Annotated in this window: 26 protein-coding genes; 19 read left to right on the top strand and 7 right to left on the bottom strand. The window is 69.7% G+C overall.

The genetic code is table 11. The features are described from left to right. Positions 1-55: 55 nt before the first annotated feature. From BKA25_RS14415 to BKA25_RS14395, 5 genes are all read right to left on the bottom strand, one after another. Complete coding sequence (locus tag BKA25_RS14415; protein ID WP_069849113.1) at positions 56-1,297, bottom strand: styrene monooxygenase/indole monooxygenase family protein; 1,242 nt, start codon at positions 1,295-1,297, stop codon at positions 56-58. 85 nt (positions 1,298-1,382) lie between these two features. Beyond that, positions 1,383-1,979: a GTP-binding protein gene (locus BKA25_RS14410; protein ID WP_069849115.1), complete on the bottom strand. Its 597-nt coding sequence runs from the start codon at positions 1,977-1,979 to the stop codon at positions 1,383-1,385. Then, the gene (locus BKA25_RS14405) at positions 1,954-2,310 is read right to left on the bottom strand and encodes a DUF742 domain-containing protein (protein WP_069849117.1); all 357 of its coding nucleotides are present in this window, start codon (positions 2,308-2,310) and stop codon (positions 1,954-1,956) included. The genes BKA25_RS14410 and BKA25_RS14405 overlap by 26 nt, the downstream gene beginning before the upstream one ends. Positions 2,311-2,336: 26 nt before the next feature. Next, a complete protein-coding gene (locus BKA25_RS14400; RefSeq protein ID WP_069849119.1) occupies positions 2,337-2,777 on the bottom strand; it encodes a roadblock/LC7 domain-containing protein in 441 nt (146 codons plus the stop codon). After that, positions 2,774-4,135 (bottom strand): sensor histidine kinase, encoded by a 1,362-nt coding sequence (locus BKA25_RS14395; RefSeq protein WP_311734477.1) that lies wholly within the window; start codon positions 4,133-4,135, stop codon positions 2,774-2,776. Before BKA25_RS14395 ends, BKA25_RS14400 begins: the two co-directional genes overlap by 4 nt. Before the next feature lie 360 nt (positions 4,136-4,495). Between BKA25_RS14395 and BKA25_RS14390 the strand changes: the two genes are divergently transcribed. The 3 genes from BKA25_RS14390 to BKA25_RS14380 all read left to right on the top strand — a co-directional run bounded on the left by BKA25_RS14390 (position 4,496) and on the right by BKA25_RS14380 (position 6,002). Further along, the gene (locus BKA25_RS14390; RefSeq protein WP_069849123.1) at positions 4,496-4,906 is read left to right on the top strand and encodes a hypothetical protein; all 411 of its coding nucleotides are present in this window, start codon (positions 4,496-4,498) and stop codon (positions 4,904-4,906) included. Positions 4,907-4,993: 87 nt separating this feature from the next. Beyond that, on the top strand, positions 4,994-5,536 hold the full coding sequence (locus tag BKA25_RS14385; RefSeq protein WP_069849125.1) for a SigE family RNA polymerase sigma factor: 543 nt from the start codon (positions 4,994-4,996) through the stop codon (positions 5,534-5,536). Next, positions 5,529-6,002, top strand: a complete 474-nt coding sequence (locus BKA25_RS14380; protein WP_069849127.1) for a hypothetical protein — start codon at positions 5,529-5,531, stop codon at positions 6,000-6,002. Before BKA25_RS14385 ends, BKA25_RS14380 begins: the two co-directional genes overlap by 8 nt. Positions 6,003-6,005: 3 nt before the next feature. Here the strand turns inward: BKA25_RS14380 and BKA25_RS14375 are convergent, their stop codons facing one another. Next, the gene (locus BKA25_RS14375) at positions 6,006-6,554 is read right to left on the bottom strand and encodes a CGNR zinc finger domain-containing protein (RefSeq protein WP_069849129.1); all 549 of its coding nucleotides are present in this window, start codon (positions 6,552-6,554) and stop codon (positions 6,006-6,008) included. Positions 6,555-6,579: 25 nt separating this feature from the next. On the opposite strand from BKA25_RS14375, the gene BKA25_RS14370 reads away from it, so the two are divergent. From BKA25_RS14370 to BKA25_RS14295, 16 genes are all read left to right on the top strand, one after another. After that, positions 6,580-6,795 (top strand): hypothetical protein, encoded by a 216-nt coding sequence (locus BKA25_RS14370; RefSeq protein ID WP_069849131.1) that lies wholly within the window; start codon positions 6,580-6,582, stop codon positions 6,793-6,795. A gap of 205 nt (positions 6,796-7,000) precedes the next feature. Then, positions 7,001-7,753 (top strand): hypothetical protein, encoded by a 753-nt coding sequence (locus tag BKA25_RS14365; RefSeq protein ID WP_157421052.1) that lies wholly within the window; start codon positions 7,001-7,003, stop codon positions 7,751-7,753. Between the two features lie 95 nt (positions 7,754-7,848). Next, positions 7,849-8,430: a SigE family RNA polymerase sigma factor gene (locus tag BKA25_RS14360; protein WP_069849135.1), complete on the top strand. Its 582-nt coding sequence runs from the start codon at positions 7,849-7,851 to the stop codon at positions 8,428-8,430. Further along, positions 8,423-8,833, top strand: coding sequence for a hypothetical protein (locus BKA25_RS14355; RefSeq protein WP_069849137.1), 411 nt, complete (start codon positions 8,423-8,425; stop codon positions 8,831-8,833). Before BKA25_RS14360 ends, BKA25_RS14355 begins: the two co-directional genes overlap by 8 nt. A gap of 687 nt (positions 8,834-9,520) precedes the next feature. Then, positions 9,521-10,531, top strand: a complete 1,011-nt coding sequence (locus tag BKA25_RS14350) for a sugar ABC transporter substrate-binding protein (protein WP_069849139.1) — start codon at positions 9,521-9,523, stop codon at positions 10,529-10,531. A 112-nt stretch (positions 10,532-10,643) separates the two neighbouring features. Then, entirely contained in the window at positions 10,644-11,675 is a 1,032-nt protein-coding gene (locus tag BKA25_RS14345) for an ABC transporter permease (RefSeq protein ID WP_069849141.1), read from the top strand. A gap of 49 nt (positions 11,676-11,724) precedes the next feature. Further along, positions 11,725-12,606 carry an ATP-binding cassette domain-containing protein gene (locus BKA25_RS14340; protein ID WP_069849143.1) on the top strand — a complete coding sequence of 294 codons (882 nt, stop codon included), beginning with the start codon at positions 11,725-11,727 and terminating at the stop codon, positions 12,604-12,606. Further along, positions 12,603-13,811: a CaiB/BaiF CoA transferase family protein gene (locus tag BKA25_RS14335; RefSeq protein ID WP_069849145.1), complete on the top strand. Its 1,209-nt coding sequence runs from the start codon at positions 12,603-12,605 to the stop codon at positions 13,809-13,811. The genes BKA25_RS14340 and BKA25_RS14335 overlap by 4 nt, the downstream gene beginning before the upstream one ends. A gap of 64 nt (positions 13,812-13,875) precedes the next feature. Further along, positions 13,876-14,907 (top strand): MaoC family dehydratase, encoded by a 1,032-nt coding sequence (locus BKA25_RS14330; RefSeq protein WP_069849147.1) that lies wholly within the window; start codon positions 13,876-13,878, stop codon positions 14,905-14,907. Between the two features lie 62 nt (positions 14,908-14,969). Further along, entirely contained in the window at positions 14,970-15,938 is a 969-nt protein-coding gene (locus BKA25_RS14325; RefSeq protein ID WP_069849149.1) for a MaoC family dehydratase, read from the top strand. 167 nt (positions 15,939-16,105) lie between these two features. Then, positions 16,106-17,587, top strand: coding sequence for an MFS transporter (locus BKA25_RS14320; RefSeq protein ID WP_084642959.1), 1,482 nt, complete (start codon positions 16,106-16,108; stop codon positions 17,585-17,587). Further along, complete coding sequence (locus tag BKA25_RS14315) at positions 17,584-19,302, top strand: thiamine pyrophosphate-binding protein (RefSeq protein ID WP_069849150.1); 1,719 nt, start codon at positions 17,584-17,586, stop codon at positions 19,300-19,302. The genes BKA25_RS14320 and BKA25_RS14315 overlap by 4 nt, the downstream gene beginning before the upstream one ends. 48 nt (positions 19,303-19,350) lie before the next feature. Continuing rightward, the gene (locus BKA25_RS14310) at positions 19,351-20,634 is read left to right on the top strand and encodes a CaiB/BaiF CoA transferase family protein (RefSeq protein WP_236750771.1); all 1,284 of its coding nucleotides are present in this window, start codon (positions 19,351-19,353) and stop codon (positions 20,632-20,634) included. A 121-nt stretch (positions 20,635-20,755) separates the two neighbouring features. Further along, positions 20,756-21,469, top strand: a complete 714-nt coding sequence (locus BKA25_RS14305; RefSeq protein ID WP_069849151.1) for a GntR family transcriptional regulator — start codon at positions 20,756-20,758, stop codon at positions 21,467-21,469. Beyond that, positions 21,470-22,951, top strand: a complete 1,482-nt coding sequence (locus BKA25_RS14300; protein ID WP_069849153.1) for a xylulokinase — start codon at positions 21,470-21,472, stop codon at positions 22,949-22,951. It abuts the gene before it with no gap. A gap of 8 nt (positions 22,952-22,959) precedes the next feature. After that, on the top strand, positions 22,960-24,399 hold the full coding sequence (locus BKA25_RS14295) for an aldehyde dehydrogenase family protein (RefSeq protein ID WP_069849155.1): 1,440 nt from the start codon (positions 22,960-22,962) through the stop codon (positions 24,397-24,399). A gap of 39 nt (positions 24,400-24,438) precedes the next feature. Here BKA25_RS14295 and BKA25_RS14290 read toward each other — a convergent pair whose 3' ends face one another. Then, entirely contained in the window at positions 24,439-25,212 is a 774-nt protein-coding gene (locus tag BKA25_RS14290) for a helix-turn-helix domain-containing protein (protein ID WP_069853632.1), read from the bottom strand. Positions 25,213-25,246: the final 34 nt, after the last annotated feature.

Raw genomic sequence — 25,246 nt, 5'->3', positions numbered from 1 at the left:
ATCGAGGGCCCATGCTGCGGACGACGGGATGACCACCCCGTCGTCCGCAGCGACATCACACCGGTTGAGCCGACGCCTCCGCCGCAAGGTAGGCCCGCGCCGCCTCGGGATCGAAGAACCACTCGTCCAGGCCGGCGGGCTCGGAGAACCCCGCGACGAACCGGGTCGCGACAGACGGACGTTCGGCTGCGGCGCCGAGGACCTCCGGAACGTGCGCGGGCGGATGCAGCATCATGTTCGTCCACGTGGTGGCATGCCGGGCCTCCGACCAGTACCGGTCGAAGGTCTGCTGCATCCACGACTGGTCGAACGGCCGTTCGCCGTGCTCGACGATGCTGTCCAGATAGGACGCCGCGCACCGGCTCGCATTGTTCGACCCCTGGCCGGTGATCGGGTCGTTGGCGACCACCACGTCGGCCATCCCCAGCACCAGCGCACCACCGGGCAGCGTGCCGATCGGTCTGCGCACCACCGGGGTGTACCCGCCCGCCAGCGTCGCGCGGTCGTCGGTCAACTCCACCGCACCGCAACGCCCGTACTCCCACGGGACGTACTCGCGGATCTTGGCCAGCATCCGGCGCAGGTGTTCCTGCGGTCCCGGTCGGTCCTGCCAACAGTCCAACGGTCCACCGGGCACACCCTCGAAGAACAGGATGTCGCACGGTCCGGTGAGGGTGAGGCCCGGGATCACGAACAACTCGCCGACCCCGGGCACCGCGTTGAATCGGACGGCCGTGGTCTCGGGATGCTCCGGTCGGGGTCCGAGGCCGTGCACATAGGCCACCGACAGGGCACGTTGTGGACTGGTGAACGGCGAATAGCGCGGATCCCGGTCGAACAGCTGGACCAGCTCGCCCTTGCCCGCGGCGATCACCACCAGGTCGTACAGCCGGGCCAACGCGTGCAGATCCGAGGTGGTCACCCCGTGGAACACCACGGTCCCACCACGATCCTCGAACAGCTCCAACCAGCCCGCCATCTTGATCCGCTGGTCCACCGACTGTGCGAACTCCGCCGTCGGCGCCAACCAGTCCAACGCCCGGCCCCCGTCGGGACCGGCCACCGATACCCCGAGTCCGGTGATATCCGGAGCGTCCTCCTCCCACAGGTTCAGCTCGTAGGTGCGTTCCTTCTCCAGCGCCGGGCCGAACATGCACTGGGTGGACATCACCCGCCCGGCACGCAGCTCCTCGGGAGTACGCGCGGACATGATCGTGACCGCGTACCCGTGTGCCAGCAGGCTCAGACCCAGCTGTAAACCGGCCTGGCCTGCCCCGACTATCAACACCTTCCGCATGTGTCACCCTTCGTAGCGTGTGCTTCGACAAGCAACGGGTCGAGTCATGCCTGAGCCGGGCTGTCCCCCAGGGAGCAGGGGCCGGTCAGGACGGCCCGTAGGAGACGGCGAGGTCCATCGTGTAGGAGACGAGCTCCCGCAGCGCTTGCGCTGTCGAACCAGGACTTCGCGCGTCACAGACGGTCAACGGGGTATCCGGCGCGAGCGCCAACGCATCCCGTACTTCGTCCAGATCGTGTCCGAGTCGGCCGTCGAACATGTTGACGGCCACGACGAAGGGGATATCGGAGTCGTTCTCGAAGTAATTGATCGCGGCGAACGACTCCTGAATCCGCCTTGTGTCCACCAGGACGATCGCGCCTAATGCGCCGCGCGACAGGTCGTCCCAGAGAAACCAGAATCTCGCCTGCCCCGGCGTGCCGAACAGATAGAGCACCAGATCCGATTGCAGCGTGATCCGGCCGAAATCCATCGCCACGGTCGTGGTGGTCTTATGGCCCGTCGGGTCGACGGCGTCCACACCCTCGCCCGCCTCGGTCATCCACGCCTCGGTGCTCAGCGGCGGAACTTCCGAGACCGAACCGACGAAGGTGGTCTTGCCGACTCCGAAACCACCGGCGACCACGATCTTCGCGGATATCGTCAACGAAGAGAAGTCAGGCCGGGAGTCTCTTGAGTCCATCGAGGATCCTCTCCAGGATGTTTCGGTCGTAGTGATAGGCATGACCGGTCGGGTGGATGAACACCATCTCCTGGGCGGCGAGGTCACTGATCAGAACCCGGACCACGCCCAATGGCGTGGTGAGATGGGTCGAGAGTTCCGCGATCGACATCGTCATCCGCGCCCGTTCATAGAGCGCCCTGGATTCGGGCATCAGCGTCTCGCTGAATTCCGGATCGTAATTCGGAACCGAGATCAGGGTCTCCACCAGCAGGTGGTGCCGTGGTCTGGTGCGCCCACCGGTGATCGCATAGGGGCGCACCCTCGCGCTGCGTTTCGCGGTCTGTGCCACCGTGGTCGGTCCTCCTCCTAGCGGCGTCAGTCGCCGATTCGCCGTGCGGTGACCACCCGACGCAGATCGGAGCGCGCCTGCGGGGTCAGCGCATGACCGGCGTTGTCGACGAACTGGGTCATCTCGTAGGCGACGACCTTCATGTCGCAGCTCTGCGAGGTCAGGACCGCGAGACCGGCGTCCTCACCGATGCCGGTGAAGAGCAGGTATCCACCGTTGAGCCGGATGATGATCTGCTCGCAGTCGCCCTTGCCGAACAGCGCCGCGCCGTTGCGAGCCAGTGAGAGCAACCCGCTGGAGATCGCCGCGAGTTGCTCGGCGTCGTCCCGGCCGACGGAGTCCGAGGAGGTCAACGGGAAGCCGTCCGAGGACATGATCAGGGCGTGGGTCACCCCGTGTACCCGGTCCACGAACCCGTTGACCAGCCAGGTGAAATCTCGCGGTTTCGTGTCGTTGTCAGTCGTCAAGGAAGCTCTCCATCTCGGTTCTGCTGGTCGTCCCCGTTCCGGCCCGCTCGGGCGGCCTGTTCGCCGTCGACGAACGCGCCGAGGTCGGAGACGAGTTGGGCTCGTCCCGCCCTGGCCTGTGCTTCCGAGGCCCGGGCCGAACCGACGGATTCGAGGGAGTTATCCGGGCGCAGGCTCCGGGGCACCCGCCGGGGCAGACCGTTCGGTGTGGTCGCGCTCTGCGGCTCCGCCGGTCGATCGGGTGGCTGCCCCGGTCCCGGATCGGATCGCATGCCGTTGGTGGGTCGAGTCGGGGCCCGGTCACTCTCGGGTCGGCGCGCGGCGGGCACCCGGCGGGGCAGCCCACTGGACGTCAGCTCGCCGGATGGTTCCGGATCGGTCCGAGGAGCGGGCATGGTCGCCCGGCGAGGGCTCTTCGCCTTCGCCTCGGTCTCCTCGGGTTTGACCCAGGCCGCAGGCGCGGTCTCCCGGACGAGCTCGGGGCGCAACAGCACCGAGGCGGTGGTGCCGTGCGGGGATCGTCTACCCAACCAGACCTGGATCTCGTGCTTGCGGGCCAGCGAACGGACCACGGCCAGTCCCATGTGCTCGATCGAGTCGCTGTCGAGGCGCGGCGCCGAGGTGAGCCGTTCGTTCAGCACCGCCAGCCGGTCCGGCGGCAACCCGATGCCCGCGTCCTCGACCCGCAACAGCACGCTGCCCTGCTCGGTGATGTGGGCGCTGACCGTGACGGGGGAGGTCGGCGGCGACTGCACGGCCGCGTTGTCCAGCAACTCGGCGACCAACCGGCTCACGTCGTCGGCGGCGAAACCCGCCACGGCGAGCCCGGCGACCCGGCCGATCTCGATCCGGGTGTACTGCTCGATCGAGGACATCGCTGCTCGGATCACATCGATCAACGACGTGGTCTCCTCGGTCGCATTACCAGCTTCCTGACCTGCTAGGACCCGGAGATTCTCCGCATTGCGTCGGAGCCTGGTGGCGAGGTGATCGAGCCGGTAGAGGCGGGCGAGGGTGTCGGGATCGTCCTCGTCGACCTCCATCTTCTCCAGCATCGCCAGCAGCGAGTCGACGAGATTCAGGTCGCGCACCGCGATGCCTGCGCACATGCCCGCGAGCACGTCGTCGCTCGCCTTGGCCGCCTCGCCCGGGGAACGTGGAGCGGGGTTGTTCGACGAGGTGGGTTTGTCGGCGGGGGTGTCGAACGGCGACGGCGGGGCGGGGGCCACCGGAGGAGGCGGTTCGGGCGTCAGCAACTGCACTGCCGCAGAACGGGCTTGGTCCAGCAGCGCCCGCGCCCCGTGGCGTCGGTACCGCTCGAGAAGGGATCGGGCGCGGATCACCATTCGAACTCGCAATCGTCTGCGCTCCTCCGCATTGCGGTGATCGCATGCACTGTTCGTGCGGAATCGGGCACTGTTGGTGACGTCCGGCGTGGCTGGGGACACATCGGAGGCATTGGCGCAGAGTATCCGAACGATCGCTGTGCGTGGGCATCGGCCGTGGATCAGGCGAGTCTGCCGCCGCGAGGATGCCGATCGGTCCCCCGACCAGCCGTGTCGTCGCCGACGCGGAGTCGACGGGGTGCGGGCCTGTCGGCAGGTTGTGATCGGCATCACCACATCGAGGGCAACCGGCCGGGTTCCCGGCGGGTGGGTAGAGGTGACGGCGCAGGTCGACGCGAAGCGCCGCTCATCCGTCGAATCGAAGGAGCTTGGATGCGCATCAGTCGTAAGGCCCTGATCGGGGTGCTCGTAGGCGGCGCGGCCGCAGTGGCCGTCGTGACGGCGGCCCCGGCCGTCGCCGCGATGTTCCCCGAGTCGGTCTCGGAGCAATCGCGGGAGCAGACTCCCTCGGAGCAGCCGCCTACTCCGGTGCCCGCCGAATCGCCGGTGCCTTCGGAGACTTCGGCGCCCGTGCCCTCGGAGTCGCCGGTGCCCTCACCCCAGCCGCCTGCCTCGGAGCCCGCCGAATCTCAGCCGCCGTCGGCGGAGCCGCACACTCCGCAGCCCGCGGACCCCACCGTGTCGGTGAGTCCCGCACCCGCCGAGGCCCGACCCACGGCGGACCCCACGTCTGTGCCTGCGGAGCCGGTCCCGGCCGAGGCCTGGTCCGAGGGTACGAAGTAGGAGAGATTCCGATCGGTCCGGGACGATGGGCTCGGACCGACCTGGCGAACAGGAGACGACCCGGCGGTGAGGGCTTCCGACACACCGATGCCCACGACGGAGCACGACGACGAGGCATTCCGTCGATGCTTCGCCGAGCACGTCGAGTCGGTCCGATTCACGGCCCGATTACTGTGCGGCGACTGGCATCGCGCCGAGGATCTGACCCAGGCGGCGTTCTTGAAGGTCTACCTCGCCTGGTCGCGGGTGGACCAGACCGACCAGCTGTCGCGCTACCTCCGGCAGGTGGTGGTGCGCACGTTCCTGTCCGAGCGGCGCAGGCTGTGGCGCCGTCGGGAGTGGTTGACCGACGCGGTTCCCGAACGGGCCGATCACGGCAGGCCGGGCACGGACCGACTCGTGCTGCTGGCCGCGCTGGCGAAACTGCCCGCTCGGCAACGGGCCGTGCTCGTGCTGCGGTATTGGCACGATCTCGGGGTGAAGGAGACGGCGACGGTGCTGGGTTGTTCGCCGGGCACCGTCAAGAGCCAGAGCTCCAAGGGCCTGGCCAGTCTGCGCAGCCGGCTCGGCGGATCCTTCGCCGAGCGCGTCGTGTCGACATCGAGGAGGACGGTGACAGACGATGCATGAGGGGGAGGAGCTCCGAGCGGAGTTCGATCGTCTCTTCCATGAGGAACAGCCGCCGGTCGGGCTGCGCGCGGACCGGGTGATCCACCAGGCCCACCGAGTGCGACGGCGGCGAACCACGGCGGCGATGCTGGTCAGCGGTGGACTGACCGCCGCACTGGTCGTCCTGGTCGCGGTGGTGCTCCCCTCGGGCGCGGGTCGGGACGAGCGTCCGCTGGTGCCCGCTGATCGAGAGCAGTCGGTTGTCGAACCCTCGCCGTCCTCCGCCGCGTCGACCCCCGAGCTCCCGACGGAATCCGAGCCGCCGGAGTCGGCGCCGGAGGACCGTCCGGGGGAATCGGATCCCGTTCCGAACCCGTCGGCTCGGCTACCGGCACACGGCGCCGGGGCCGGTGGCCAGGAGGGGCCGCCGGAGGTCTCCCTCGACAGCTCGAGGATGCCGATTCCCGAATCATCGGGCGACCGGTAGACCTCAGTCGGCAGCCTCGGTCGCCTGCGGCGGGACCGAGGTTCTGCTGCGATGGTCGGCGACGTGGACGCGGTTCGCGCAACGGGTGGTGCAATAGCGGCGCCGCCCGTTGCGCGAGGTGTCGACGTACACGATCCGACAGCCCGCCCTGGCACACGAGCCGAGACGGCGGCCGTCCTGGCAGACCGCAGTGGCCAGGCCCGCCGAGGTGTAGCCGAATACTCGTTCGTCCACCGGCCGACGCTCGTCCGCGTAGTGCAGATGTGGCTTTCGCCCATCGTGTCGGGAGATGTAGGGCCGGGCGGCGGAATCGGCGAGCAGCGCGTTGACCAGGTCGACCTGACGGTCCAGATCGGTCTCGCCGAACACCGGGCGCAGGCGGCCCGCCCACTCCAGCAGCGCCCGGGTCTGTCGGGCGTTCGGAGTCCGTCGGGGCCGGTAGTCGATCCGGATGAGCAGGTTGTCGAGTTCGGCGGGAGTCGCGTTCGGACCCAGGTTGACCAGCTCGGCGGCCATCTCGGCCGCCAGCCCTCCGTAAGGGTTGAAATGCACTGACCCATGACACCACGCTGGCCGCATGAGTGTCGACCGTCGATCCCCGACGCACCGGTGTCCGTCCTGCGGCCGCTCGGACCTCACCGAGGTCTCCCGGCATCGAACCTCCGACGGAACGCTGCGCTATCTGCGGTGCGGGTGCGCGCGATGGCTGGTCGTCCGCGAGTCCACGGTGCTGGCCACCGCCGTCTCCGGCTGGTGGCAGTCGGCCACGGGGATCACCGAGCCCGCGCGTTGATCCGACAATCGGCACCCGGTGTCGTTGGCGGCGGATCGTCTCAGTCTGCCGATCGCGGCCGACTCCGGTCTGTGGTGATGACTGCAGGTCAACTGTGATTGGGGTCACTGGATCTCGGGGCAACAAGATTGATCTTCGGCGACGTGCTTCCCGGTGAGGCGTTAGCAACGCATATCGACGCCGCCGGATGAAAGGAGATCAGCTGGTGCGAATCAATCGCAAGGGCCTGGTGGGTGCGATTGCAGCCACCGGGCTGGCACTGATCGTCGTGACCGGGGCTCCCGCCGTCGCCTCCGTGCTGGAGGCGCCGCAGTCGACCAACGACGCGATGACCGATCAGGAGCCCCCCGAGTCCCCGATCGACGGACCGGGCAATCCGCCCGGTGGTCCGGGGGCGCCGCAGCCGCCGGAGGGTCCGGGGATGCCGCAGCCGCCGGAGGGTCCGGGGATGCCGCAGCCGCCGGAGGGTCCGGGGATGCCGCAGCCGCCGGAGGGTCCGGGGGCGCCGCAGCCGCCGGAGGGTCCGGGGATGCCGCAGCCGCCGGAGGGTCCGGGGATGCCGCAGCCGCCGGAGGGTCCGGGGATGCCGCAGCCGCCGGAGGGTCCGGGGGCGCCGCAGCCGCCGGAGGGTCCGGGGATGCCGCAGCCGCCGGAGGGTCCGGGGATGCCGCAGCCGCCGGAGGGTCCGGGGATGCCGCAGCCGCCGGAGGGTCCGGGGGCGCCGCAGCCGCCGGAGGGTCCGGGGATGCCGCAGCCGCCGGAGGGTCCGGGGGCGCCGCAGCCGCCGGAGGGTCCGGGGATGCCGCAGCCGCCGGAGGGTCCGGGGGCGCCGCAGCCGCCGGAGGGTCCGGGGATGCCGCAGCCGCCGGAGGGTCCGGGGGCGCCGCAGCCGCCGGAGGGTCCGGGGATGCCGCAGCCGCCGGAGGGTCCGGGGGCGCCGCAGCCGCCGGTCGACTAGTCGAACTTGGTCGGGTTGGCCGATCAGCCGGATTCGAGCACTGGTGATCGGGCGCTGCTCGCCTTGCGGGCAGCGCCCCTTCGGCGACTCGTGGAATGGGAGATGACATTCAGGTGCGGGCTTCACAGGCGTCCGTGCGCGCCCCCGCCGACGACGAGACGTTCCGCCGTTGCTTCGATGATCACGTCGACAACGTCCGGATCACCGCGCGTCTGCTGTGCGGCGACTGGCATCGGGCCGAGGATCTGACTCAATCGGCCTTCTTGAAGGTTTATCTGGCCTGGCCTCGGCTGACCGACCGCGACCGGTTGGCGGGGTACCTGCGGCAGGTCGTGGTACGTACCTTCCTGTCCGAGCGTCGGAGGCTGTGGCGTCGGCTGGAGTGGTTGACGGACTCGACACCGGAGACTCCGAGTCCGGACTCCACGGGCGAGGATCGAATCGTGCTGGTCGAAGCCTTGGCAACGCTGCCTGCCAGACAGCGGGCGGTGCTGGTGCTGCGGTACTGGCACGACCTCGGCATCGAGGACACGGCGGCGGCCCTGGGGTGCTCGCCGGGGACGGTGAAGAGTCAGGCTTTCAAAGCATTGGCGACGCTGCGCGCTCGGCTGCGTACGCAGTTCGGTGAACGGCTCGTGGCGACATCGTGGGCGAGTGAGGTGGAAGACGATGCATGAGGAGGACGTTCGGACGGAGCTCAGCCGGTTCGCGCAGCGTGAGCTTCCAGCGACGCGCCTACGTGCGGACCGGATCATCCATCTCGCTCATCGGCGGCGCCGCAATCGGAGGACCGTGGGGATGCTGCTCAGCGGCGGGATGACGGCCGCGGTGATCATTCTGATCGCCGTAGTGCTACCGGGTGGGTCGGACGACGGCCGATCGCCGATTCCGGCTGGTCCGGTCCCCTCCGAGGAACGACCGGTTCCCAGCAGCATCGAGCGCCAGGATCGCGAGCCGCCGTCGGACGCGGAGGACGAGACCGAGGCCGACCTGTCGCCGCCGGAAGCGCCGATACCGCCGCCGGAAGCGCCGCCAAACCTACCGATGCCGCCGGCTGGACCGGGCGCCGCGTTGCCATGACGAGCCAGGTCCTCCGTAGGCCGTGCCGGAATACGGTGCCGAGGGGCGTGCTCAAGGGAACGGCGGTTGTCGGCCTCTCCTGAGCTCGCCCCCTGTGATCGAGTCCGGTCACAGGGCGGCGTCGGTGGGGTCGGTCATCTTGAATCGTCGACTCTCGATTGCTGATCCTGCCTGCGGCGGCGAACCCATCAGATTCCCTCAGGCGCATTCATGTGACTGGGATTCTCGGGCGGCTATGCCGTTTTGTGTTTGGGCGAAAGCGAATGAAGGCTGATTTTGCAACGTTCTGACCTGCAAGGAAGCTCTATTGAACGGCGGACTTCCGGGCATTTCCTTTGTTTTAATCGGGCTGGGGATCAGTAATCTTATCGTCGTTTCTGGTGATCTTAAGAAGGGGGGTCGACATCGATCGGCCAACCGTCGAGCACCATTGCTGTGTCGCTGTCGATCGTCCGAGGGGTGGCGAAGGTGAGTGGCTCACTGCAGGGTGGGTCGTGCCGCCCTTGCCGGGATCCTCCGCGTCCCCGGCGTCGAATATTCGACGCCGCCGGAGTCTTGACAGCCCGTGTGGTGCGGCGCACACTCCTCCGCAATAGCTAGATGTCTAGTCATCTCGGTGGCGGAGTCGAGGTCCCTCCAGTCCCGCCGGCGGTGCACACCTGAAGTCAACGGCGACGAAGGGACATCATGACGAAACGACGACGGCACGCGATCGGGAGCCGACGGAGGCCCCGCAGGCTGTTCGCGCTCTGGCTGGTGCTCGGTCTGACGGCGGTGAGCTGCTCCACCGGAACCGAGCCGGTCCCCGACAACGCACGCCAGGACGACCCCATCCAGGTCGGCGCCATCATGTACGCCCGCGACCTGGAGTTCTGGCAGCTCGTCGAGGCGGGGATGCGGTCCTCGGCTGCCGAACACGAGGTGCCGATCAACATCGACGTGTCCAATCGGGAGCTGCAGACCGAGAGCCAGCTGATGGACACGATGTACGCCAGGGGCGACAACGTGCTCGTCGCGGCGCCCTTCGATCTGGCGGCCTCCGCCTCGGCGCTGCAACGAGCCCGGCACCGCGGAATGACGATCGTGCAGTACGACAACCGGGTCCACGACGACTCCTTCGGCTACTTCGTCGGCGTCGACCAGGCCCAACTCGGTGCCGCGCTCGGCGAGATCACTCAGTCCTATGTGGATGAGAACCTGGGCGGAACGGCGACCGCGGCGCTGTTGGTCGGTGACACCGAGCCCAACGGCCCACCGCGACGAGACGCGTTCCTCGGTGAGGCCCCGGGGCTGGATGTGTTGACCACCGCCGAGGCGGTCGGCTCCCCGGAGGAGGGCTCCCGCGCGTTCGAGACCGTGCTGCAGGCCCACCCGGACGTCGACGTCGTCTGGGCGTGGAACGGCGCCGCCCTGCAGGGCGCGGTGACCGCCGCCCAGCGCCTCGACTCCGACGTCGCGATCTTCGGCATCGACATGAGCCGACAGGTCGCCGACGCGATGTCGGAACCGGATTCGCCGGTGCACGCCGTTGCCGACCAACACGCCTACGACGTCGGACGCTCGGCGGTCGACGCGGGCATCGCCCTGGCCAAGGGGCAGGACGTCCCACCGGAGACCGAGGTCGAGCCGGTCGTCTACACCCGCGAGGACCAGCAGGCGCTGGCCACCTTCTACCGCGAACTGGAGGCCACGCGATGAGCCGCACCGTGCCCGCGAACCCGCCGACCCCCGCATCGTCCCCACCCGGTCCGGACCCGGCCATCGCCGTCGGGACGCCGGGCAGGCCGCTCGCCCGGAAGGCGGTGCAGGAATGACGGTCGAGACCCCGAGACAACCCGCCGCTCCCGGCCCGGCGGCCTCCGACCGGGCGGGCACCCCCGCGCGCAGCGTGTCGATCTGGTCGTCCTGGCGTTCCGAGATCGGCGTCGGTGTCGGCCTGGTTCTGCTGACCCTGCTGCTGTCCGTCCTGGCCCCGAACTTCCTCAGCGGCACCAACCTCTCCCTACTGCTCCAGCAGATGTCGGTGCTGATGATCGTGGCGGTCGGCCAGACCTTCGTCATCCTGACCGGGGAGATCGACCTCTCGGTGGGCTCGACGATCGGACTGACCACCGTGGTGGTGGCGATGCTCACCGCGCAGCAGAACGTGCCGTTGCCGCTGGCAATCCTGATCGTCCTCGCGATGGGCGTACTGATCGGTCTCTTCACCGGCGCGCTGCGGGTGATCTGGGAGATCCCGTCCTTCATCATCACCCTCGGCCTGCTCACCGCACTACAGGGCATCGCGTTCACCCTGAGCGACGGCGTCACCATCTCGCCGATGCCCGAGGGAATGGCCGCCCTGTGGGACGGCAGCCTGCTCGGTATCCCCACGCCGGTCTGGTTGATGGCGCTCGTCGTGGGCGTCGGTATGTGGGTGCTGCGCCAGACGCGCTACGGGCGTCACCTCTACGCCATGGGCGGCAACAACGAGGCGGCCCGCCGCTACGGCATCAACGTCCGAGTGCTGCGCGTCAGCGTCTTCGTGATCGTCCAGTCGTTGGCCGTGCTCGGCGGACTGCTCTACGCCTCGCAGCTCAACTCCGGGAATGCCACGGTGGGTCGGATGCTGGAACTCGACGTGATCGCGGGCGTCGTCGTCGGCGGCGTCGCACTGTTCGGCGGCCGGGGCAGGCTCGTCGGCACCCTCATCGGTGTCCTGTTCATCTCCACCCTCGCCAACGGCCTCACCTTGATGGGCGTGTCCTCCTACGTTTACCTGATCGCGCAGGGGCTGTTCGTCGTCGCCGCCGTCTGGTTCAGCGCGGTGCAGCAGCGCAGGGGAGCCCGACATGGCACCTGACCTGGCCCGGCCCCACCGCCCTGTTCGACCGGCCTCGAAAGGTAGCGCGATGGCCGCCCGCTTAACGACCACCTCGGACCCGACCACGACGGGACCGCTGCTCACCGCCGTCGGGCTCGGCAGGCGATACGGCGCGGTCCAAGCCCTGGCCGACGTCGACCTGAGGATCGATCCCGGCGAGCTGATCGCCGTGGTCGGCGACAACGGCGCGGGCAAGAGCACCTTCGTCAAGATCCTGGCGGGCGCGGTGCAACCGAGTTCCGGGCGGATCGAGATCGAGGGCAGCCCGGTCGAGCTGAGCTCGCCGACCGCGTCCCGTGACGCCGGAATCGAGACCGTCTACCAGGATCTCGGGCTCTGCGAGAACCTCACCGTCGCCGAGAACGTCTTCCTCGGACGCGAACCGACCAAGGGTCGGGGGCCGCTGCGGCGGATCGACCACCGTCGGATGACCCGCGAGGTCCGCTCGGTGCTGGCCACCCTCTCGATCAACGTGCCCGCGCCGGACGCGGCGGTCTCCGCGCTCTCCGGCGGCCAACGCCAGGCCGTGGCGCTATCGCGCTGCCGGCTCTGGCGGCGCCGACTCGTGCTGTTGGACGAGCCGACTGCGGCACTCGGTGTGCAGGAGAGCGAACGGGTCGTGCAGACCATCCGCGACCTGCGCCGCGACGGCGCGGCGATCGTGCTGGTCAGCCACGACATTCCGATGGTCATGGCGCTCGCGGATCGCATCGTGGTGCTGCGCAAGGGACGCAAGGCCGCCGACGTGCCCACCGGGGAGATCGGCGAGCACGAGGTCGTCTCGCTGATCACCGGCGCCGCCAATCACCCCAGCGGCCAGGCCGAGGCGCTGGAACCCACCCCGTCGATCGCGCTCGGTGGCGAATCCACCGCCGGACCGTCGACACCGGACACCGGGAGGCATTCATGAGCGGGCCGACCACCCCGACCACCGACGGGCCGTTGGCAGGCCTGCGGGTGCTGGACCTGTCCCGGTTCATCGCCGGACCGCTGTGCTGCCAGATCCTCGGCGACATGGGGGCCGAGGTCATCAAGGTGGAGCGGCCCGGCGGGGAGGACGGCCGACGGCATGTGCCCTTCCACCAGGGCCACAGCGTCTATCCGATGATCTTCAACCGGAACAAGCACGGCATCACCCTGGACACCCGGCATCCCCGTGCGCTGCCCATCCTGGAGAGGTTCGTCGCCGAGGTCGACGTGGTGGTCGAGAACTACCGCCCGGGCACGATGGCGGCGATGGGCCTGGGCTACGACCGGCTCAAGGAGATCAACCCGCGGGTGGTGCTGACCTCGATCTCCGGCTTCGGTCAGACCGGCCCGAACACGCAGCGCGCGTTGTTCGACGCCATCGCGCAGGCCGCCTCCGGCTTGATGAGCCTCACGGGTAAGCCCGAGGACGAGCCGACCATGACCGGCACCTTCGTCGCCGACTACATCTCCGCGTTCCACGGGGTGATGGGCATCCTGCTCGCCCTGTCGGCACGGGAGCGCACCGGCCTCGGCCAGCACGTGGACATCTCCTGCGTCGATGCGCTGTTCGCCTGCCTCGGCACCCATCCCAGCGCCTACGCGATGCTCGGTGAGACCCGGCAGCGCTCCGGCTCCCGCGATCAGATCACCGTGCCCGCCAACGTCTACCCGGCCGCCGACGGGCACGTCTACATCCACGCGGGCACCAATCCGCTGTTCCCCCGGCTCTGCACGGCGATGGGCCGCCCGAACCTGGCCGAGGATCCCCGGTTCCTCGATCAGACCGCCCGGCTCGCCAACGTCGAGGAACTCGACGAACTGGTCCGAACGTGGACCGAGGCGTTGACCTGCGAGCAGATCGACGCGCACCTCACCGAGGTCGGCGTCCCCTTCAGCAAGGTCGTCACCGTCGCGGAGGCCGTGGAATCCGACCAGGTCGCCGCCAGAGAGATGCTGCTCGACGTCGAGCATCCCGCGCTGGGCACCCTCACCCTGCCCGGCATCCCGATCAAGCTCAGCGACACGCCGGGCAAGGTCCGCAAGCCGCCGCCTTTGGCGGGCGAGGACAACGACGCGGTCTATCGGCGAGTGCTGGGCGTGGACGCGGCGGAGGTGGCGCGAATGCGTGCCGACGGAGTCATCTGAGCAGCACCGACGCCGTAGCGCAGGCGTCGCCGAGCTGTCCGACCGCGAAACGAGAGGAAGTCCTATGTCGGTGTGGCGAGACCTGACCGATCCACGTCGGGTCGCCGAGGGTGTCGACTGGGAGGCCGGGCTCAAGGAGCCGATCTTCGAGAACCTGGAGATACCGGAGGAACTCGGCCCGGTGACCCTGGTCGTCGACGACCACAAGATCAAGCGATATGCCTTCACGCAGGACGACTATCACCCGTGGCACCTGTCGGCGAGCCCGCTGGGCGAGCGGATCGCCCATGCCGGGCTGCTGACCAACGACATCGTCCAGTTGTTCACCACCCGCTACGCGGCCAGCCGGACCGTCGGCCTGCACACCGAGGAACAGCTCTGGTACGACGACGCCGTCCGGCTCGGCGAGCAGGTCACCCTGACGGGACGCTATGTCGAGGCCTACCAACGACGCGGCCAGGGCTACGTGGTGATGGAGGCCGCCGCCACCGGCGAGGACGGACGATCGCTGCTGCGGGCCAGGGGAGTGGAGATCCTGCGGACCGTGCCGGGAGAGATCGCCGGTCGCGGCAGCACCCAGGCGGACTCCGCCGCCGCACCCGGTCGAGTCACCGGTGAGTTCGACGCGAGCCTGCCGTTCGCCGACCGCGCGGGCACCGGGCTGCGTATCGGCCAACCACTGACCCCGCTGGCCAAGACGATCACCCAGGAACAGGCCTCGGTGTTCTCCCGGACCGGCGAGTACGTCCGCAACGTCCACGCCGACCTCGATCTGGCCAGGAAGGCGGGCCTGCGTATCCCGATCGTGCAGGGCCAGCAACAGTGCGGCCTGGTCACCGAGTTGCTGACCCGATTCTTCGGGCTGCGCTGGTTCACCTCGGGCTGGGTGCGCACCAAGTTCGTCAATCCCGTCGAGGTCTTCGAGCCGCTGGAGGTCGGCGGCGTGGTCACCGATCTCACCGAACAGGACGGTCGGATCGTCGCCGCCGAACTGCACGTCTGGGTGCGGCGCGCGGACGGGCGCCTGAGCACGGTCGGCTGGGCGTCCTGCGAGGTCGAGGAGACCGCCGAGACCGAGCCGACGAACCCGACATGAGCGCCCGGCAGGGGCTCCCGGCAGGGGCGGCCCCGACACCGATCAGACGAGAGGACACCACGATGAAGACCACGTCGACCAAGAAGGAAGCCCGCTTCGAGCTGGTCGAGATCCCGGAACGATTCGGCCCGGTGGAGTTCGTCGTCGACGAGGCCAAGACGCTCTCCTACGCCTTCGCGCAGGGCGACCACGGATCCTGGTACTTCGGCGACTCGCCCTTCGGCGGCCCCGTCGGTCACCCACTGATTCTGGCCAACGACCTGCTCTTCCTCTTCTACGAGGGATACGACGGCAACACCGCGCAGGGCTTGCACACCCATGAACGACTCCGATTCCACAGCCCGGTGCATCGCGGCGAACAGGTCACCGTGACCGGGGCCTACACCGAGAAGTATGAACGACGCGGCCACGGCTATGTCGTGCTCGACGCCGAGGCCCGTGCCGGGGACGGCAGGCTGCTCGTCGAGCACAGCGGACGGGAGATCATGCGGACCGTCGCGGGCGAGGTGGTCGGCGGCGGGCGATCGGGCGGATCGTCCTCGGGCCGTCGGGTACACGGCGAGGCCCGCGCGGATCTTCCGGTGACACACCGGGCTGCGCCGGGGCTGCAGGCGGGCACCCCGGTGGCGGGGCCGAGACGGGCGTTCTCCCAGGACCAGATGATGGTCTTCTCCTGGGCGGGCCGAGGTTTCGCCAACGTGCACACCAGCCGCGAACGCGCGGCGGCCTCCGGATTGGACCGCACCATCGTGCAGGCCCAACAGCAGACCGGACTGATCGTCCAGGCCATGACCGGTTTCTTCGGCGCGTCCTGGTTCACCAGTGGCGAACTGGATCTGCGTTTCGTGCATCCGGCCTTCGTAGATGAGGCGCTGACCGTGCACGGTGCGGTCGTCGGCGAGCGGGACGGTCGTCTGGAGCTGGAGGTCTGGACGACCAAGGACGACGGCGTCCGGACCGCGATCGGCTGGGCGTCGGCGGAATTGGCCGGGATCACCGAGGGGCCCGCGGACCTGCTCGCTCGTGGTTGATCCTCGCCCCGGTGCGGGCTGACGACGGTCGTCGGTCCGATCCGTCCGGTGTCGGTGCGGCCGTTACCGCGCGGTGACCGGGTCGCGGCCCTGACGACTCCCTCGCGATGGTCGGAGACCGCGCGTTTGCAACGCTATAGTCTAGACAACTAGTCAAAGGAGCGGTCATGTCCATGCCCGCGAATGCGGAGCCGACGGCGCCCTCACGGCGCACCGTCCGTCGCGCTGCCACGGCGAGCCTCGTCGGCACGGCGATCGAGTGGTACGACTACTTCATCTTCGGGTCGGCCTCGGCCCTGGTCTTCGGGCGACTGTTCTTCCCCGGAACGGACCCCTTGATCGGCACACTGTCCGCCTTCGCCGTCTTCGGCGTCGGTTTCTTCGCCCGCCCGCTCGGCGGCATCGTCTTCGGGCACATGGGCGACCGCATCGGCCGCAAGGCCGCGCTGGTCACCACCCTGATGATCATGGGCGTGTCGACCTGCCTCATCGGCCTGCTCCCGACTGCGGAACAGGTCGGCATCCTGGCCCCGATCCTGCTGGTGCTGCTACGCCTGATCCAGGGCTTCGGCGTCGGCGGCGAATGGGGCGGCGCGGCACTGGTCGCCGTCGAATACGCTCCCGACGGTCGCAGAGGCGCCTACGGAAGCTTCCCGCAGGTCGGCAACGCCCTGGGTGTCGTGATGTCCACCGGAGTCTTCGCGCTGGTGGCTCGACTACCCGACGAGCAGCTCTTCTCCTGGGGCTGGCGGATTCCGTTCCTGTTCAGTGCCGTCCTCGTCGCGGTCGGCATGATCATCCGATTCCAGCTCACCGAGACCCCCGCCTTCCAAGCCGCCCAACGGCAGGCCGAGGCGAAGAAGGCCGCCGAATTGCGGGAACTCGAGGAACGCGCCGCAGCAGGCCACGCCGAGCCGACGTCCACCACGTCCCGGGAACGCTCGCCCCTGGCACAGACCCTCCAGGACAACCGACGCCCGCTGCTGCTGGCGATGGGCATGCGCTTCGGCGAGAACGTCCTCGGCTACATCATCCTGACCTTCGCGCTGAGCTACGCCACCGACCACGCCTCGGTCGAACGCAGCGTGGTGCTCACCGCTACCACCGTCGCCGCGGTGATCGGCATGTTCACCTTCTACGCCTTCGGTGCACTCTCCGACCGCATCGGTCGCAGACCGGTGTTCCTCGGCGGCGCGATCGGCTCGGTACTGGTGTCGTTCCCGTTCTTCTGGCTCTTCGACACCGGATCCACCCCGCTGATCTACCTCGCGATCATCGTGGCCTACTCGCTGGCCGTCGGCGCGCAATACGGCGTGCAGCCCGCCTTCTTCGCGGAGCTCTTCGGCACCCGAGTCCGCTACACCGGCATCTCCATCGGCTACCAGATCACCGCCGTCTTCGCGGGTGGACTGGCGCCGTTCATCGCCACCGCACTGCTGGCCGCCAGCGGCGGAGCCGCCTGGCCGGTCGCGCTCTACATGGTGCTGGCCTCGCTGATCTCCGTGATCGCCGCCTTCCTGGCGGCCGAGACCCACCGTTCCGACATCACCGCAGACCCCGAGGCCGCCGGGGCCGAACCCGGGACGACCCGACCGGCAGCCCGACCGACCACCTCGAACGACAGCACGACGAAGGGCAACCGACCATGAGCGACTTTACCACCGCAACCGTGACCACCACCGGCGGCAGCCTCGTCGTCGAACTCCTCGTCTCGCTCGGCGTCCGCCACGTCTTCGGCGTACCCGGCGGCCAGACCCTGGCCATCACCGACGCGATCCGCGACACCCCGGAGATCGAGTTCGTCACGGCCCGCCACGAGGGCGCCGCCGCCGTCATGGCCGACGCCTACGGACGCCTCACCGGCACCCCCGGCGTCTGCCTGGCCACCACCGGCCCCGGCGCCACCAACCTGATGACCGGCGTCGGCGGCGCACTGCGCGACTCCAGCCCCGCCTTCGTGATCACCTGCAACAACAATGGCGAGAACATCCACAAGGACGACGCGCAGAACGCCGACCACGTCGAACTCTTCAAACCCCTGACCAAGTGGAGCAGGCTCGTCGCCCACGGCAGCTCCATCGTGCAGGCGATGGAGGAGGGCTACGTCCGGGCGATGACCGGCAACCCCGGCCCCATCCACCTCGACTTCGCTCGCGACACCATCGAGAAGCCGCTGGCGACGGTGCCGAGGATCCCCGAGGTCCACCCGCTGCGCGACTGGGTGCGCCAGCGCCCCCAACCCGACGCCGCACAACTGGCCGCCCTCGCCGAGCGCGTGCTCACCGCCGAACGCCCGGTGATCTGGGTGGGCAACGGCGTCAACCGTTCCAACGCAGGCCAGGCCGTGCTCGCCCTGGCCGAGGCGTTGAACGCACCGGTCATCACCACCTTCAACGGCATCGGCGCCGTCCCCACCACCCATCCGCTGGTCTTCGGCGCCCTCAGCCGAATGGGCACCAACCTCAGCAGCAGGGTGATCGGCGACGCCGACCTGGTCTTGGCCGTCGGCAACAGCCTCAACGCCGTGTCCACCGGGCGCTGGCGGCTCGCCCTGCCCGACATCGTGCAGATCGACGTCGACCCCGGCACCATCGGCCGCTACTACGGCAGGCAGACCACCGGGATCGTGGCCGACGCGACCACCGCGATGGACGCCCTGCGCACCGCGATCGCCGACCGGGCAGCCGAACCCGCCGAGAAACGCAACCCGTGGGTCGAGACACTGCGCACGGCGCGCACCGAATGGTGGCAGGCCACCGAGATCGCCCCGCGACCCGCCGACGCGCTACTCTCACCCGCCGACATCGTCCGCCGACTCCGCGAGGTCGCCCCGGACGACACCCTGCTCATCCCCGACGCGGGCAACCCCGGAGTGTGGTCCTACCTCTGGGACGTGCGACAGACCAACAGCTACATCAAGCCCGTCGGTTTCGGGAACATGGGCTTCGCCGTCCCCGCCGCAGTCGCCGCCGCCGCGATCGACCCGCAACGACCGGTCCTCGTGCTGGTCGGCGACGGCTCGCTGGGCATGAGCCTCGGCGAACTGGAGACCGTCGGCCGAATCGGCGGTCGCGTCTGCATCGTCGTGTTCAACGACGCGGGCTACGGCAACATCCGACAGGAACAGATCGTGCACTTCGACGGCCGCACCATCGGCGTCGACTTCGGACTCTCCGACTTCGGCCTCGTCGCCAGGGGACTGGGCGTGGCAGGCGAACGAGTCACCCACCTCGACGTGCTCGCCAAGCGCGTCGGCGAGGCACTGGCCGGCGACCGACCCGTCCTGCTGGACGTGCCGATCGACCCCGACGTCAACGCCTGGACATACCCGGCGTTCCGGCCGCACGATCCCGAGGACGGCTGACCACCCGAGACCACAGCCGCCGCAGTCGAGAAAGAGCAGGAGCAGGACGTGACCGACGAACCCACCGACCTGCCGAGGGCGGGCACCGACGATGCCGCAGCCGACACGGCCGCCCGGCACCCCGGAACCGACGGCCACCCCGCAACCGAGCCCGGCGCGCTCGCGGGCATCCGGGTCCTGGACCTGTCCCGTTTCATCGCAGGCCCGCTGTGCGCGCAGATCCTCGGAGACATGGGCGCCGAGGTGATCAAACTGGAGCGCCCCGGCGGTGAGGACGCGCGCAAACACGCGCCCTTCCACCGGGGCGAGAGCGTCTACACGATGGTCTACAACCGCAACAAACGAGGCATCACCCTCGACACCCGACACCCCGACGCCCTCGGACTGCTGGAGGACCTCGTCCGACACAGCGACGTCGTCGTGGAGAACTACCGCCCCGGCACCATGGAGAAGATGGGGCTGTCCTACGACCGGCTGCGCGAACTGCGCCCCGACATCACCCTGGTGTCGATCTCCGGCTTCGGCCAGACCGGGCCCGATCGGCAACGCGCACTGTTCGACGCCGTAGCCCAGGCCGCCTCCGGACTGATGAGCCTCACCGGCTCGCCGGAGGGCGAACCCACCCTCACCGGCACCTACGTCGCCGACTACGTCGCGGGTTTCCACGGAGCGATGGGCGCTCTGCTGGCCCTGCTGCACCGGGAACGCACCGGAGAGGGCCAACACGTCGACGTCGGATCGCTCGACGCCCTGTTCGCGATGCTCGGCACCCGGCCCAGCGCCTACGCCATGCTCGGCGAACAACCCCGCCGCAACGGATCCCGAGACCTACTCACCGCGCCGGCCAGTGTCTTCCCTGCCACCGACGGCTTCGTCTACATCCACGCGGGCACCGACCCGCTGTTCCCCCGCCTCTGCGCGGTGATGGACAGGGGCGACCTCGCCGAGGATCCCCGCTTCGCCGACGTCCCGGGCCGGATGAGGCATGTGGCCGAACTGGAGGCCGCCGTCGCGCAGTGGACCCGACCCAGAACCTGCCCGGAGATCGCCGCCGCCCTCACCGAGGCGGGCGTGCCCTTCGGCAAGGTCGCCGACCTCGACGAGGTCCTCGCCTCGCCGCAACTCGCGGCCAGGGACATGATCGTCGACGTCGAACACCCCACCCTGGGACCACTGACGCTGCCCGGCATCCCGATCAAACTCAGCGCCTCACCCGGCTCCATCCGCAAGGCGCCACCGACCGTCGGCGAGGACAACGAGACCGTCTACCGCGACCTGCTCGGACTCTCGGCGGATCGCCTGGCCCGGCTCCGCGCCGACGGCGCGATCTGATCATGGATGCGGATCCCGTCGCCGAGGCGACACCCACGACGATGGGGATCATGATGTCGAACCCGCCCCGACCGACGGCCAGCGCGCCGTATCGGGGCGGCACGAGGAAACGAGGCACCCCGTGAGCCGTGTTCCCAGGTACCAGTTGATCTACGAGGACCTGGCCTCCCAGATCACCTCGGGCGGACTCAAACCCGACGAACGCCTGCCCAGCGAGCCACTGCTCGCCGAGCAGTACGGGGTCAGCCGGATGACCGTGCGACAGGCCGTCGACCAACTCCAGGACGAACGACTCCTGGTACGCAGGCGCGGTGCGGGAACCTTCGTCACCCACCCCAGGAGTCGGGCCCGCCGCCTGAACCGACTCGCCCCCTTCGCCGAGGAGGTCGGCGCCGAGCACGATCGGATGCGCAGCATCATCCGGGAACAGGGCTCCCTCGTCCCGCCGTCGGACATCGCGGCGCGACTACGACTCAAGGACCGACAGGAAGCGGTCCGGCTGGTACGGCTGCGCATCGTCGACGACGTCCCCGCCGCGCTGCAGGAATCCTGGCTGCCCTACGCCCTGGCGCCGGTGGTGGCCAGGGAACCGCTGCTGGGGGACTCGCTGTACCGCACGCTGCAGGAACGCTGCGGCCTGCGGCTGCGCTGGGCCGAACAGGAGGTCTCCGCGTCGGCGGCCACCGCCGAACAGGCCCGGATCCTCGGCGTCGACGAGGGCTCGCCGCTGATCGCCTCCCGTCGCGAGACCTACGACGACTCCTCGAACCCGGTCGAGTTCGTGCAGAGCTGGGCCCGCCCCGAGTTCCCGTTGTCGATCCGCCTGGAGGCCTGAGTGGACGCCCGCCCCGTGGTCTGCGCCGTGGACGTGGGCACCTCGGCGGTGCGGGCGGCCGTCGTCACCGCCGACGGCCGAGTCCTGCGCCAGGCCCGCCGGGAACGCCCGCCCGGGCAGGGCGCGGTCACCTTCGACGCCCTGCGGCTCTGGGCGGACCTCCAGATCGTGCTGCGCACGCTGTTCGCCGAGGGCACCGAGGGCGACGCGGCAAGCGAGGACCTGCGGGCGCTGGCCGTGGCGGGCCACATCGGCACCGTGGCCCTCGACGACACGGGCGAACCCGTGGCCCCCGGCGGTGGCTGGGCCGACACCGCAGGCGCCGACGAGGTGACCCAGGGCTGGGCTGATCCCGCAGTCGCCCTGTATCGCGCCGGGCGCCCGGTCGTCACCGGCGGCGCGGTCCCCGCCCTACGCGCACTGCGCCGCACCGATCCCCGGGCGCATCAGCGAATTCGCTGCGTGTCGAGCCCCAAGGACTTCCTGGTCGGCCGACTCACCGGCGTCGCCGCCACCGACCACACCAGCGCGGCCTACACCCTCGGCTCCGACGTCCACCGCCGAACCTGGTCGGCCGAACTGATCGCCGCCGCAGACCTGGACCCGACCTGCTTCCCGCCACAGCACGCCGCCACCGACCTCGTCGGCCACGTCCACGCCGACGCCGCTCGCCGGACCGGGCTGCCCGAGGGACTGCCCGTCGCCTGTGGCGGACCCGACGGAACGGTGGGAGCCGCTGCCGTGCTCGGCAGTCGGACCGGCGCCGTGGTCGACGTCGCAGGCAGCACCGATGTCCTCACCCGCATCCTCACCGACCCCGCCGAGGCGGCAGGCCGCGCGGGCGTGCTCAACCCCTACCTGGACGGCGCACACTGGTCGTTGGGCGGCGCCACCGGCATGACCGGTGCGGGCGTCGCCCATTGGACCGCGCTACTCGGCCTCGGCGACCCGGCAACGGCCACCGCCGAACTCGGCGCCGCCTACGACGACATCCCGCCGGGCTGCGACGGACTCGCCCTGGTGCCACTCGTCACCGGTAGTCGCTTCCCCGACTGGCAGCCCGCCGAACGCGGCGCGCTGTGGGGAATGCACGAACGACACGGACCCGCCCACGTGGTGCGCGCCGCCCAGGAGGCCGCCGCCTACGTCGTCCGCTCCGCCGTCGAGGCACTCGGCGGCACCGATGACGGTGTGCCCGTGCTTCTCGCGGGCGGCACGGCCAAATCCCCCTCGCTGACCCAGTTGCGAGCCGACGTCCTGGGTCGGCCGCTGTCGGTCTGCGTCGAGGCCGACGTCAGTCTCAGAGGCGCGGCTTTGCTGGCCACCGTGGCCGCCGGGCTGCATCCCGACCTGCGATCCGCCCAGGCCGCGATGGCACCACGACTGACCGGCGTCGAACCCGATCCCGAGCGGTCCCACCGCTACGACGAGCTGTATCGGCGCTGGCAGCGCACGCGGCAGGCCGTGATCGACACCCGCTAGGAGCTGACATGGACACGATCCGACCCTGCTGGGTGGCGGGCCGACCCGTGACCGGAACCGAGACCCTCCCGGTGTACCACCCGTTCGACGGCGCGCCGGTTGGCGTGGCGGCCGTCCCCGACACCGCCGACGTCGAACGCGCCGTCGCCGCAGCCCAGGCCGCGACCGCCGAGACGGCCGCACTACCCGCCTACCGCCGGGCCGATGCGCTGCGAGCCGCCGCCGCCGGACTGCGCCGTCGCGCCGATGAGATCGCCGCGCTGATCACCGCCGAGAGCGGCAAACCGCTGCGCTGGTCGCGGATCGAGGTCACCCGTGCCGCCGGCGTGCTGGACTGGGCCGCCGAGGAGGCCCGCCGCTGGTCGGGCGAGTTGCAACGGCTCGACACCGATCCGGGCGGCGTCGGCCGGATCGCGATGACCCGCCGCGTGCCGCGCGGCCCCGTACTCGGTATCGCGCCGTTCAACTTCCCGCTCAACCTGGTGGTGCACAAGCTCGCGCCCGCACTCGCGGTCGGCGCCCCGATCATCGTCAAACCCGCTCCCGCCACCCCGTTGACCGCCTTGCTACTGGGGGAGCTGCTGGCCGAGGCCTGTTTGCCCGAGGGCAGCTGGTCGGTGCTGCCGGTGCCTGACGATCGGATGCCGGAGCTGGTCGCCGACCCTCGGCTGCCCGTGGTGTCCTTCACCGGCTCGGTCCCGGTGGGCTGGCGGATCCGCGACGCCGTGCCGCGCAAGCACGTCACCCTGGAACTCGGCGGAAACGCGGCCGTGATCGTCTGTCCTGATTGGTCGTCGGAGGCGGATCTGGCCTGCGCCGCCCGAAGGATCGCCGCCTTCGCCACGTATCAGGCAGGCCAGTCCTGCATCGCGGTGCAACGAGTCCTTGTGCACCGTGATCTGCGAGAACGCTTCACGGAGCTGCTTGTCGCAGCGGTGCGCGCCCTGACTCTGGGCGACCCCGCAGACGAACGCACCGAGGTCGGACCGCTGATCAACGAGCCCGCCGCCCGCCGCGTCGAGGACTGGATCACCGAGGCGGTCGCGGCAGGCGGTCGGTTGCTCACCGGTGGCGCCCGGGACGGCGCCACCCTCACCCCGGCCATCGTGGCGGACGTGCCGCCGGGGGAGCGGTTGGTGGCCGAGGAGGTGTTCGGCCCGGTGCTGACCGTGGCGGACTTCGACGAGATCGATGGGGCGTTCGCGGCGGTCAACGAGTCCCGATTCGGCCTTCAGGCCGGTGTGTTCACCCACGACCTGCGCACCGCATTCCGGGCGAGCGAGGTGCTCGACATGGGCGGGGTGGTCATCGGCGACGTCCCGTCCTATCGGGCCGACCAGGTGTCCTACGGCGGAGTGAAGGACTCCGGTATCGGCCGCGAGGGCGTCCGGGCGGCGATGGACGACCTGACCCAGGACCGGGTCTTGATCCTGTCCGGTCTGGACTGAGTCGCGGCGGCCTCGCCGCTGCGGGCACGGGGCCGGAGATCAGCCGCCGTCGGTATCGGGGCGATCGTCGTCCGGTGTCGCCGCATCCGAGGTAGCGGGTTCGCGCAACGCGGCGAGGGCTATGTTCATCCGCACCATCACATCGATCTGTGCCGGGTTGTAGAGGTCGACGAGTGCGGCGCCGATCGCCTGCACCGAACTCTCCTTCTTGAGCCTGCTGTCCTCGCTCAGGTCCGCCATGCTCGGAAAAGCGATCATCAGATCGTAGAGGTGCTCGGCGAGCCGCTCCGCCAACCGCTGCCGGGTGTCCTCGTCGGCGTCAGAGCGCAGCGTCGACAGTTCGTCCTCGGCGGCCGTGAGCATCTCCGCCCACGGGCCCAGAGTCTCGGGGTCGACCAGCCTCGACAGCACGACGATGAACGAGCGATCGGCCTCGCTGAACCGCACGTCCTCGGCGGACAGACCCAGCGTGGTGGGCAGGTCGATCGGCGGCGAGTTCTCCAGTGTGGCCGCAAGTTCGGCGCGCACCGCCTGCATCCGTTCGATGTTCTTGGCCAACTCGGCGTCCAACGCGCGCATCTCCCGCTCGGGATGTTCGTCGGTGTCGGCCAGATTCGCGATCTGCGCCAGCGAGAACCCGAGGTCGGCCAACCGTTTGATCCGAAGCAGCCGCACCAGATGCGCCACGGCGTACCGCTTGTAGCCGTTGGAGTCTCGTTCGGGCTCGGCCAACAACCCGACGGTGTGATAGTGACGCACCGCCCGCAGGCTGGTCCCGGCGAGTTCGGCGAGCTGACGGGTACTCCACGCCACGACTGTCCATCCTCCGAGCAACCAGCCCATCGAC

The organism is Actinoalloteichus hymeniacidonis (genome assembly GCF_014203365.1).
In the GTDB taxonomy this organism is placed as follows: domain Bacteria; phylum Actinomycetota; class Actinomycetes; order Mycobacteriales; family Pseudonocardiaceae; genus Actinoalloteichus_A; species Actinoalloteichus_A hymeniacidonis.
The sequence above is the reverse complement of the archived record's forward strand: the minus strand, read 5'-3'. Positions and strand labels throughout refer to the sequence as shown.

Coding starts and splice junctions, on each gene's coding strand:
- BKA25_RS14340 (WP_069849143.1), top strand. CDS start 11,725: ATGGCCGCCCGCTTAACGACCACCTCGGACCCGACCACGACGGGACCG.
- BKA25_RS14345 (WP_069849141.1), top strand. CDS start 10,644: ATGACGGTCGAGACCCCGAGACAACCCGCCGCTCCCGGCCCGGCGGCC.
- BKA25_RS14415 (WP_069849113.1), bottom strand. CDS start 1,297: ATGCGGAAGGTGTTGATAGTCGGGGCAGGCCAGGCCGGTTTACAGCTG.
- BKA25_RS14355 (WP_069849137.1), top strand. CDS start 8,423: ATGCATGAGGAGGACGTTCGGACGGAGCTCAGCCGGTTCGCGCAGCGT.
- BKA25_RS14335 (WP_069849145.1), top strand. CDS start 12,603: ATGAGCGGGCCGACCACCCCGACCACCGACGGGCCGTTGGCAGGCCTG.
- BKA25_RS14330 (WP_069849147.1), top strand. CDS start 13,876: ATGTCGGTGTGGCGAGACCTGACCGATCCACGTCGGGTCGCCGAGGGT.
- BKA25_RS14320 (WP_084642959.1), top strand. CDS start 16,106: ATGTCCATGCCCGCGAATGCGGAGCCGACGGCGCCCTCACGGCGCACC.
- BKA25_RS14325 (WP_069849149.1), top strand. CDS start 14,970: ATGAAGACCACGTCGACCAAGAAGGAAGCCCGCTTCGAGCTGGTCGAG.
- BKA25_RS14390 (WP_069849123.1), top strand. CDS start 4,496: ATGCGCATCAGTCGTAAGGCCCTGATCGGGGTGCTCGTAGGCGGCGCG.
- BKA25_RS14410 (WP_069849115.1), bottom strand. CDS start 1,979: ATGGACTCAAGAGACTCCCGGCCTGACTTCTCTTCGTTGACGATATCC.
- BKA25_RS14370 (WP_069849131.1), top strand. CDS start 6,580: ATGAGTGTCGACCGTCGATCCCCGACGCACCGGTGTCCGTCCTGCGGC.
- BKA25_RS14360 (WP_069849135.1), top strand. CDS start 7,849: ATGGGAGATGACATTCAGGTGCGGGCTTCACAGGCGTCCGTGCGCGCC.
- BKA25_RS14350 (WP_069849139.1), top strand. CDS start 9,521: ATGACGAAACGACGACGGCACGCGATCGGGAGCCGACGGAGGCCCCGC.
- BKA25_RS14380 (WP_069849127.1), top strand. CDS start 5,529: ATGCATGAGGGGGAGGAGCTCCGAGCGGAGTTCGATCGTCTCTTCCAT.
- BKA25_RS14315 (WP_069849150.1), top strand. CDS start 17,584: ATGAGCGACTTTACCACCGCAACCGTGACCACCACCGGCGGCAGCCTC.
- BKA25_RS14295 (WP_069849155.1), top strand. CDS start 22,960: ATGGACACGATCCGACCCTGCTGGGTGGCGGGCCGACCCGTGACCGGA.
- BKA25_RS14385 (WP_069849125.1), top strand. CDS start 4,994: ATGCCCACGACGGAGCACGACGACGAGGCATTCCGTCGATGCTTCGCC.